The following is a 9,027-nucleotide window of genomic DNA, read 5'->3' on the forward strand; positions in this document are numbered from 1 at the left end:
CATTTGCTGATGGATCAGCGCGTTCCCGACCGTCGCGGTAAACCGCTGGCCCGGGTACGCGGCCTGGTGGCCCGGTTCGCCGCGGTCTGTGGCGTGCTGGTGTCGCTGGGATTCTTCGGCATCGGCGCCTACAACGTCGGCGCGTACCTGCTTGGCACCCCGACGACGGCGACGGTCCGGGGTTGTGCCACCGAGAAATACGGCTATACCTGCGCGAGCTCGTGGAGCGTCGGCGGACGCAACTACGTCGGAAAGATCCAGGGGATGGCGCTGCATCGGTATGACAGCGGCGCGCTGCTGAAGGTCCGTGTGCTCGGCGATAAGGCGTATACGCGGGTTTCGTGGCTGGTCTTCGCCTGCTACGGGCTGGCGTTCGGGCTGATCACCGCGGTCGGGATCATCAAATTCGCTTCGGCCGAATGGTTCGACCCGTGGTTGAGCCGCCGGCCGAAATGGGTGCAACGGGTTCTGCTGTTCGTGCGCAACTTCCGCGATCCCGACGGCGGAGATTTGTTCTGATCGGGCTGCGAGTCGCGAAATAGTCCTGCGAAATAGGGTGCGCGGTGTGGGCATACCCCCTGCGGGGAGACTTCGCAAAGACTCGCCTTTTCCGCGTAACACGCCGCCGTTGTTCACCGATGTTGTCCTTGACGGTGGGCAACGGGAGGCATGGGTGCGAACGCGAGGTATCGGCATGCGTGGGTTGAGTTGCGCCGTTCGTAATTCCGGTAAACGCAAGCTGCGGAGAGGCCGGGTCGCCGCTACGAATGTAGGAGCGGACGTGGACACCCCGTGCAACGTTGTGGTCGGTGACTGTCGTGCGGCGACTGGAGAAAGTCGATGAAGAAAATTTGGCTCGCTCCGGTAATGATTTTTAGCGCAATATGTGTTTTCCCGCCTGGGAAGGCTAGTGCCGGCCTATGTGACTACCCTGCAGTCCTCACCGGCGGAACTGTCTTTTTCTCCCAGGGCGCTTACTGTGATTGGCCTACCGAGATCAATGGATCACACATGCACTGCGAGGCGGGGGGCATAGGCGTTGACGCAGGCGCGGCTATCGGCGGAGGTGCCACCCTTGGTCTTGGCGGCGCGGGTGTGGGTGGCGTGAGTTGCACGTGGCGATGCCCCGACAACAGCATGGCGCCGGCACCGAACCCTCCTGGCGCTTGGAAGTGGTATATGGTCCCTGTTCCCAATGCGTGTCAGGACCATATGGAACCGGCTGGGTTTTCCAGTGCACCGGTTCTTCCCGGTGAAGGCATGCCCGTCCCAGCGCCACTTCCCGCAGCCGTGGGAGGACCGGCATCGCCGCCTTTGACACCAGAAACCGAGCTGCCGTAGTTCTGAAAATTCTTGATGGTGTGCCGTATTTCGCCGGCCCGCCAGGAAGCCGGCTGCCGCTGGCCCATTCCAGGACGCCGCAGCCGACAGCAACAGTCGCCGCCCGCGCACCGGCGCAATCTGCGCCGAATTGAGTTCTGGCGTCAGAACGGCGACACTCGGCGCCGGGCTCCCTTCTTTCTCGCGTGGCCGCCAACGCGGAGGTAGAGGCACGTCGGGCCGGAAAACTCAGTTGGCGATCACCCTTAGACTGGTGGTCGCAAAAGCACAGTCAAGGAGCGTAGTGAACAGCCAGCAGAACGGGGCCCAGACCGGAACCGCCCGCGTCAAGCGCGGCATGGCGGAGATGCTCAAGGGCGGCGTCATCATGGACGTCGTCACCCCCGAGCAGGCCCGTATCGCCGAAGGCGCGGGCGCCGTGGCGGTGATGGCGTTGGAGCGGGTACCCGCCGACATCAGGGCCCAGGGCGGGGTGTCGCGGATGAGTGACCCTGACATGATCGAGGGCATCATCGACGCGGTCACCATCCCGGTGATGGCCAAGGCCCGGATCGGGCACTTCGTCGAGGCGCAAATCCTGCAGAGCCTGGGTGTGGACTACATCGATGAGTCCGAGGTGCTCACCCCCGCGGACTACACCCACCACATCGACAAGTGGCAGTTCACCGTGCCGTTTGTGTGTGGCGCGACCAACCTCGGTGAGGCGCTGCGGCGTATCACCGAGGGCGCGGCGATGATCCGGTCCAAGGGCGAGGCCGGCACCGGCGATGTCTCCAACGCCACCACGCACATGCGCGCCATCGGCGGTGAAATCCGCCGGCTCACGTCCTTGTCGGAAGACGAATTGTTCGTTGCCGCAAAGGAATTGCAGGCACCCTACGATCTCGTCGTGGAGGTGGCCCGGGCCGGCAAGCTGCCGGTCACGCTGTTCACCGCCGGCGGCATCGCCACCCCCGCCGACGCGGCGATGATGATGCAGCTCGGCGCCGAGGGCGTCTTCGTCGGCTCCGGCATCTTCAAGTCCGGTGACCCCGCCCAGCGTGCCGCGGCCATCGTCAAGGCCACCACCTTCTACGACGACCCCGACGTGCTGGCCAAGGTGTCCCGCGGGCTGGGCGAGGCGATGGTCGGCATCAATGTGGAGGAGATCGCCGAGCCCCATCGTCTCGCGCAACGGGGCTGGTAAGAACATCCCGTGGCGATCGAAAAGATCCTCGATCTCGAGCAACTCGAGGTCAACATCTACCGCGGCAGCGTGTTCAGCCCCGAATCGGGCTTCCTGCAGCGCACGTTCGGTGGCCATGTGGCCGGCCAATCACTGGTCTCGGCGGTGCGCACGGTAGACCCGCGCTATCAGGTGCATTCGCTGCACGGCTATTTCCTGCGGCCCGGGGACGCCAAGGCGCCGACGGTCTACATCGTCGAACGCACCCGCGACGGCGGCTCGTTCGCGACCAGGCGGGTCAACGCGATCCAGCACGGCGAGATCATTTTCAGCATGGGCGCGTCCTTCCAGACCGACCAGGAGGGCATCAACCACCAGGACGCCATGCCGGCGGCGCCGCCACCCGACGGGCTGCCGGGGCTGTCCTCGGTCAAAGTGTTCGACGACGCCGGCTTCAAGCAGTTCGAAGAGTGGGACGTCTGCATCGTGCCGCGTGACCAACTGCATCTGCTGCCCGGCAAGGCGTCCCAGCAGCAGGTGTGGTTCCGGCACCGGGACCCACTGCCCGACGATCCCGTCCTGCACATCTGCGCGCTGGCCTACATGAGCGACCTGACGTTGCTCGGATCTGCGCAGGTCACGCACATGGAGGAGCGCGCGCATCTGCAAGTCTCGTCGCTGGACCACGCCATGTGGTTCATGCGGGCATTTCGCGCCGATGAGTGGTTGCTCTACGACCAGTCCTCGCCGTCGGCGGGCGGGGGCCGCTCGCTGTGCCAGGGCAAGATCTTCAACCAGAGCGGCGAGATGGTGGCCGCGGTCATGCAGGAGGGGCTGACCCGCTTCAAGCGCGGATACCGGTCGTGAGCGCGCCCCGGGTCGGGGTGCTGGCCTTGCAGGGCGACACCCGTGAGCACCTTGCCGCGTTGCGTGAAGCCGGGGCCGAGGCCAGCACGGTGCGGCGCCGCGCCGAGCTGGACGCCGTGGACGGGTTGGTGATTCCGGGCGGGGAGTCCACCGCGATGAGCCACCTGCTGCGCGATTTCGACCTGCTCGAGCCGTTGCGGGCGCGGCTGGTCGAAGGGCTGCCGGCGTACGGCGCGTGTGCTGGCATGATCTTGCTGGCCAGCGAGATTTTGGATGCCGGTGCTGACGGCCGGGCGGCGCTACCCTTGGGTGGCATCGATATGACGGTGCGGCGCAACGCTTTTGGGCGTCAGGTCGACTCGTTCGAGGGCGACATCCCGTTCGAAGGGCTGGACGGCACGGTGCGCGCGGTGTTCATCCGGGCGCCATGGGTAGAGCGAGTTGGCGACGAGGTGCAGGTGCTGGCCCGGGCGGCGGGCCACATCGTCGCGGTGCGCCAGGGTGCGGTGTTGGCGACGGCGTTTCACCCGGAGGTGACCGGCGACCGTCGCGTACACCGGCTGTTCGTCGACATGGTGACTGGGCGTTAGTACGCCGAGCGTCACGCCAGCGCAACGCTGGGCGCCCACCGTCACTCTGGCGTGACGCTCGGCGCGGCCGACCCGCCACGTAGACTCGTCTGGCAATTATTTGGAGCGAAAGAGGTATGTCACACCGATGAGCGGCCATTCCAAGTGGGCGACCACCAAGCATCAGAAGGCCGTCAAAGACGCCCGCCGCGGCAAGGAGTTCGCCCGGCTGATCAAGAACATCGAGGTCGCCGCCCGTACCGGCGGTGGAGACCCGGCCGGCAACCCGACGCTGTATGACGCGATCCAGAAGGCGAAGAAGACGTCGGTCCCCAACGACAACATCGAGCGGGCCCGCAAGCGCGGCGCGGGCGAGGAAGCCGGCGGCGCCGATTACCAGACCATCATGTACGAGGGCTACGGACCCAACGGCGTTGCGGTGCTGGTCGAATGCCTGACCGACAACCGCAACCGTGCCGCCAGTGAGGTACGGGTGGCGATGACGCGCAACGGCGGAACGATGGCCGACCCCGGTTCGGTGTCCTACCTGTTCTCCCGCAAGGGCACCGTCACGCTTGAAAAGAACGGCCTGACCGAGGACGACGTACTGACGGCGGTGCTCGACGCCGGCGCCGAGGACGTCAACGATCTCGGTGACAGCTTCGAGGTCATCTCCGAACCGACCGACCTGGTCGCGGTGCGCACCGCGCTGCAGGAGGCTGGCATCGACTACGAGTCGGCCGAGGCCAGTTTCCAGCCCTCGGTGAGCGTGCCCGTCGACGTCGAGGGTGCCCGCAAGGTGTTCAAGCTGGTCGACGCCCTTGAGGACAGCGACGACGTGCAGAACGTCTGGACCAACGTCGACCTCTCCGACGAGGTGCTGGCTGCCCTCGACGAGGAGTAGCTGGTCCGGCTCGTCCGTCCCGGCGGGCTCGTCCCTTTACGGGTGCCAGCGGCTTGCGGTATGCACCACAGTCCCGCCGGTGCCGTTCGGATACAGGTGCCACGTCTGCCATTGCCAGCCGCTGCCGTCGGGCTGGGCGGCCAGTGCGGTCAACGCGGCGTCGTCGCCGGGGAACACCCCGCCGAGCCAGCAGATTTCCTTGGCGCACCGCTCGCGCAATTGCCTTGCAAGCGCACGGAAAGTGGCCTCGCCATGCTCCTCGGTTCGCGATTCGATGCGATATCCAGGTGCCCCGGAACGGCTGGGCAAGTCGTCGCCCGCAGTGCAGGAGACCTGCTCGGAAAATCGCACTGTGCCATGCTCCACCGTGACAACATGCGACGCGCCCAGGACTCCCAATGACAGCGCGCCTCCGCTGGGATGCGTCAGTCGACAGGTGGCGAGCGGGTCAGGTGCCACCGCGTTCAATGCCAGCGCCAATCGGGCCCCAGACACATCGGCTGGGGCGACAGCGAGCTGATGAAGCGGCACCGGACATAACCTAACGCACCGGTCCGAGGCGTGTCCCTAGCCCGTGATGTCGCACCCAGCGGCTAGGCTATCGAACAGCTGTTCGGAGTGGAGTGGGGAGCTGCGGTGCGGGTGATGGGCGTCGATCCCGGGTTGACGCGGTGTGGTTTGTCGCTAGTGGAGAGCGGGCGCGGCAGGCAGATCACCGCGCTCGACGTCGACGTGGTGCGCACCCCGTCGGACCAGCCGCTGCATCGCAGACTGCTGGCCATCAGCGACGCGGTGGAGCACTGGCTGGACACCCATCACCCCGACGTGCTGGCCATCGAGCGGGTGTTCTCCCAGGCCAACGTCGCCTCGGTGATGGGCACCGCACAGGCCGGCGGCGTCGTTGCACTAGCGGCGGCCAGGCGCGACATCGACGTGCACTTTCATACGCCATCAGAGGTCAAGGCGGCGGTCACCGGCAACGGCAGGGCAGATAAGGCGCAGGTCACCGCGATGGTCACCCGGATCCTTACGCTGCAGGCCAAGCCGTCGCCCGCGGACGCCGCCGACGCGCTGGCGCTGGCCATCTGCCACTGCTGGCGGGCACCGACACTGGACAAGATGGCCGCCGCCCGGGCTCGGGCGGCGCAGCAGCGCGACCAGTACCTGGCCAAGCTGAGGGACGCCCGATGATCGCCTCCGTTCGCGGTGAGGTGCTGGCTGTGGCGCTGGATCACGCGGTGATCGAGGCGGCCGGGGTCGGTTACCGAATCAATGCGACGCCCTCGACGCTGGCCACGCTGCGCCAGGGCAGCGAGGCGCGACTGATCACCGCGATGATCGTGCGCGAGGATTCGATGACGTTGTACGGGTTCTGCGACACCGAGACGCGCGATCTGTTCCAGACGCTGTTGTCGGTCTCGGGTGTGGGGCCGCGGCTGGCGATGGCCACCCTGGCTGTGTACGACGCGACGGCCCTGCGTCAAGCGCTGGCCGACGGTGACGTCACCGCACTGACCCGGGTGCCGGGCATCGGCAAGCGCGGCGCCGATCGGATGATCCTGGAATTGCGGGACAAGATCGGTGCGGTTGCCGCATCCGGGGGCGGGTCCGCGGTGAACGGCCACGCGGTGCGGGGGCCGGTGGTGGAGGCGCTGGTCGGCTTGGGCTTCGCGGTCAAACAGGCTGAGGAGGCCACCGACAAGGTGCTCGCCGAGGACCGCGAGGCGAGCACGTCGACGGCGCTGCGGTCCGCGTTGTCGTTGTTGGGTAAGTCGAAATGAGCCGCGGCGCCGACGATGCAGAGCGCAGCGATGAGGAGAAGCGGCGCACATGACAGAAGAGGATTTCGAACGCGACGTGTCGCCGACGCTGGCCGTTGGCGAGGGGGACATAGACGGCAGCCTGCGGCCTCGCTCGCTGCGGGAGTTCATCGGCCAGCCCAGGGTCCGCGAGCAGTTGCAGCTGGTGATCGAAGGAGCGAAGAACCGCGGTGGCACACCGGACCACATCTTGCTGTCCGGGCCGCCGGGCCTGGGCAAGACCTCGCTGGCGATGATCATCGCCGCCGAACTGGGCTCGTCGCTGCGGGTTACCTCGGGGCCGGCGCTCGAACGTGCGGGCGACCTAGCCGCGATGTTGTCCAACCTGCTTGAACACGACGTGCTTTTCATCGACGAAATCCACCGCATCGCCCGGCCCGCCGAGGAAATGCTGTACCTGGCGATGGAGGATTTCCGCGTCGACGTGGTGGTCGGTAAGGGACCTGGCGCGACGTCGATCCCGCTGGAAGTCGCGCCCTTCACGCTGGTCGGCGCGACCACCAGATCCGGCGCGCTGACCGGCCCGCTGCGCGATCGGTTCGGCTTCACCGCCCATATGGACTTCTATGAGCCGGCCGAGTTGGAACGGGTGCTGGCGCGCTCGGCCGGGATCCTGGGTATCGAGCTCGGAGCCGAGGCCGGAGCGGAGATTGCTCGCCGATCGCGGGGGACTCCGCGCATCGCCAACCGGTTGTTGCGCCGGGTGCGCGACTTCGCCGAGGTGCGCGCCGACGGCATCATCACACGCGATGTTGCGAAAGCAGCGCTGGAGGTCTACGACGTGGACGAGCTGGGGCTGGACCGGCTGGACCGGGCCGTGCTGTCGGCGCTGACCCGCAGCTTTGGCGGGGGCCCGGTCGGTGTCTCGACGCTGGCGGTGGCGGTCGGGGAGGAGGCCGCGACCGTGGAAGAGGTGTGCGAACCTTTCCTGGTGCGCGCGGGCATGGTCGCCCGCACGCCGCGAGGCCGGGTGGCCACGGCGCTGGCGTGGACGCACCTGGGAATGACGCCCCGGTCGGGGTGGCGCAGCCCGGACTGTTCGACTAGGAGGACGTGATGGTCACCGCCGCACTGGTTTTCGCCGCGCTCGCCGCGGTACTGCACGTCTACATCTGGAGCATGGAGTCGCTGACGTGGACCTCGCCGCGCACCCGGGCGACGTTCGGCACCACGCCCGAGGAAGCCGAAACCACCAAACTGCTGGCGTACAACCAGGGCTTCTACAATTTGTTCTTGGCGATCGTGACGGGTGTGGGTATCGGCGCGGTGTTCATGGGCCACCGCGAGGTGGGCGCCGCGCTGGTGTTCGCCGACGTCGGGTCGATGGCCGCGGCCGCGGTGGTGCTGCTGATCTCGGCCCGGGACAAGGCGCGCGCAGCGGTGACGCAGGGCCTTTTCCCTGTCATTGCGATCACCCTGCTGATCATCGGGTTGGCCTCCTAACGCAAGCCGACCGCTCCGGTGCGGCTCGTGTGACGCATGTGCTCGTGGCGGTTGGTGTGAAACTGGACCGTTACACCACCGGCGCCTACGGGTACCCAAGCCGATACCCGTAAAGGAGATGCCATGAAAACCATTGAGGACCGCCCCGCACGTGGTCGGATGCCACGCTCACGCGGAGCATTAACCGGACTACTCCTCGTCATTCTGGGCGCATGGGGTGCGTTGATCCCGTTCCTCGGCCCGAACTTCGACTTCGCCTACGGCCCGGGCCAGTCGTGGACGGCCGCGCGTGGATGGCTCGAGGTACTGCCCGGCGTCGCCACCGTCGTCGGAGGCCTGCTGCTGATCCTGTCGAAGAGTCGCGCCGGCGGGATGCTGGGTGGCTGGCTGGCTGCGCTCGGCGGCGCCTGGTTCGTCGTCGGTCGCTCATTCGCGCCGGTGCTCGGCACCGGTTCGGTCGGTGACCCGGTCGCCGCGACCGACCGCAAACGGGCGGTTCTCGAAGTTGCGTACTTCAGCGGCCTCGGCGTGCTGATCGCTTTCTTGGCGGGCGCGGCGCTGGCGCGGGTCGCCGCGCGGCTTGCCCGTGACGTCCACCACGTAGAGACGGTTGACCGAGTCCCGGCATCCCAGCACTACGTGGCTGACGCTCCCCGCGAGGAGGCGGTGTCGACCGACGCCTTGACCACACCGCGGGCGCAGGCGGTTCCAGCAACAGAAGCCGCACCGCGGCGCGGCGGACTGTTCCGTCGCCACCGCACCCCGGTCGCGCACCAGTAGCGATGGACGGGGGTGCCGTCGAGCGCTAATGGCTTAGGCGGACGTGCCGTTCGCGCCTCGTCCTCTGGCCTCGCCCAGGACCGCGTTGCCCCCCTGGCCGCCTTGGCCAGCGGTGCCGGTGCTGCCCCCGCCATTGCC

At 67.2% G+C, this 9,027-nt stretch carries 10 protein-coding genes and 1 pseudogene; 10 read left to right on the top strand and 1 reads right to left on the bottom strand.

From position 1 onward, the window contains the following. The first annotated feature begins 9 nt into the window (after nucleotides 1-9). The 5 genes from BN972_RS08850 to BN972_RS08870 all read left to right on the top strand — a co-directional run bounded on the left by BN972_RS08850 (nucleotide 10) and on the right by BN972_RS08870 (nucleotide 4,846). Entirely contained in the window at nucleotides 10-519 is a 510-nt protein-coding gene (locus BN972_RS08850) for a hypothetical protein (RefSeq protein ID WP_142277151.1), read from the top strand. 1,105 nt (nucleotides 520-1,624) lie between these two features. Beyond that, nucleotides 1,625-2,527 carry a pyridoxal 5'-phosphate synthase lyase subunit PdxS gene (gene pdxS / locus BN972_RS08855; protein WP_036355155.1) on the top strand — a complete coding sequence of 301 codons (903 nt, stop codon included), beginning with the start codon at nucleotides 1,625-1,627 and terminating at the stop codon, nucleotides 2,525-2,527. 9 nt (nucleotides 2,528-2,536) lie between these two features. Continuing rightward, nucleotides 2,537-3,373, top strand: coding sequence for an acyl-CoA thioesterase II (tesB, locus tag BN972_RS08860; protein WP_036355157.1), 837 nt, complete (start codon nucleotides 2,537-2,539; stop codon nucleotides 3,371-3,373). After that, nucleotides 3,370-3,963, top strand: coding sequence for a pyridoxal 5'-phosphate synthase glutaminase subunit PdxT (gene pdxT / locus BN972_RS08865; RefSeq protein WP_036355159.1), 594 nt, complete (start codon nucleotides 3,370-3,372; stop codon nucleotides 3,961-3,963). Before tesB ends, pdxT begins: the two co-directional genes overlap by 4 nt. Nucleotides 3,964-4,090: 127 nt before the next feature. Then, complete coding sequence (locus BN972_RS08870; protein WP_036355163.1) at nucleotides 4,091-4,846, top strand: YebC/PmpR family DNA-binding transcriptional regulator; 756 nt, start codon at nucleotides 4,091-4,093, stop codon at nucleotides 4,844-4,846. Nucleotides 4,847-4,882: 36 nt separating this feature from the next. Here BN972_RS08870 and BN972_RS08875 read toward each other — a convergent pair whose 3' ends face one another. After that, nucleotides 4,883-5,377, bottom strand: coding sequence for a DUF2617 family protein (locus BN972_RS08875; protein WP_036355166.1), 495 nt, complete (start codon nucleotides 5,375-5,377; stop codon nucleotides 4,883-4,885). 105 nt (nucleotides 5,378-5,482) lie between these two features. Between BN972_RS08875 and ruvC the strand changes: the two genes are divergently transcribed. The 5 genes and pseudogenes from ruvC to BN972_RS08900 all read left to right on the top strand — a co-directional run bounded on the left by ruvC (nucleotide 5,483) and on the right by BN972_RS08900 (nucleotide 8,889). Then, nucleotides 5,483-6,037 (top strand): crossover junction endodeoxyribonuclease RuvC, encoded by a 555-nt coding sequence (gene ruvC, locus BN972_RS08880; protein ID WP_036355168.1) that lies wholly within the window; start codon nucleotides 5,483-5,485, stop codon nucleotides 6,035-6,037. Continuing rightward, nucleotides 6,034-6,627, top strand: coding sequence for a Holliday junction branch migration protein RuvA (ruvA, locus tag BN972_RS08885; RefSeq protein WP_036355171.1), 594 nt, complete (start codon nucleotides 6,034-6,036; stop codon nucleotides 6,625-6,627). Before ruvC ends, ruvA begins: the two co-directional genes overlap by 4 nt. A 49-nt stretch (nucleotides 6,628-6,676) precedes the next feature. Continuing rightward, a pseudogene (gene ruvB, locus BN972_RS08890) lies at nucleotides 6,677-7,713 on the top strand (Holliday junction branch migration DNA helicase RuvB). A 9-nt stretch (nucleotides 7,714-7,722) separates the two neighbouring features. Next, complete coding sequence (locus BN972_RS08895) at nucleotides 7,723-8,109, top strand: DUF1304 domain-containing protein (RefSeq protein ID WP_036355174.1); 387 nt, start codon at nucleotides 7,723-7,725, stop codon at nucleotides 8,107-8,109. A 123-nt stretch (nucleotides 8,110-8,232) separates the two neighbouring features. After that, nucleotides 8,233-8,889 (top strand): hypothetical protein, encoded by a 657-nt coding sequence (locus tag BN972_RS08900; protein ID WP_036355178.1) that lies wholly within the window; start codon nucleotides 8,233-8,235, stop codon nucleotides 8,887-8,889. Nucleotides 8,890-9,027 lie beyond the last annotated feature (138 nt).

Source organism: Mycobacterium asiaticum DSM 44297 (genome assembly GCF_000613245.1).
Classification (GTDB): domain Bacteria; phylum Actinomycetota; class Actinomycetes; order Mycobacteriales; family Mycobacteriaceae; genus Mycobacterium; species Mycobacterium asiaticum.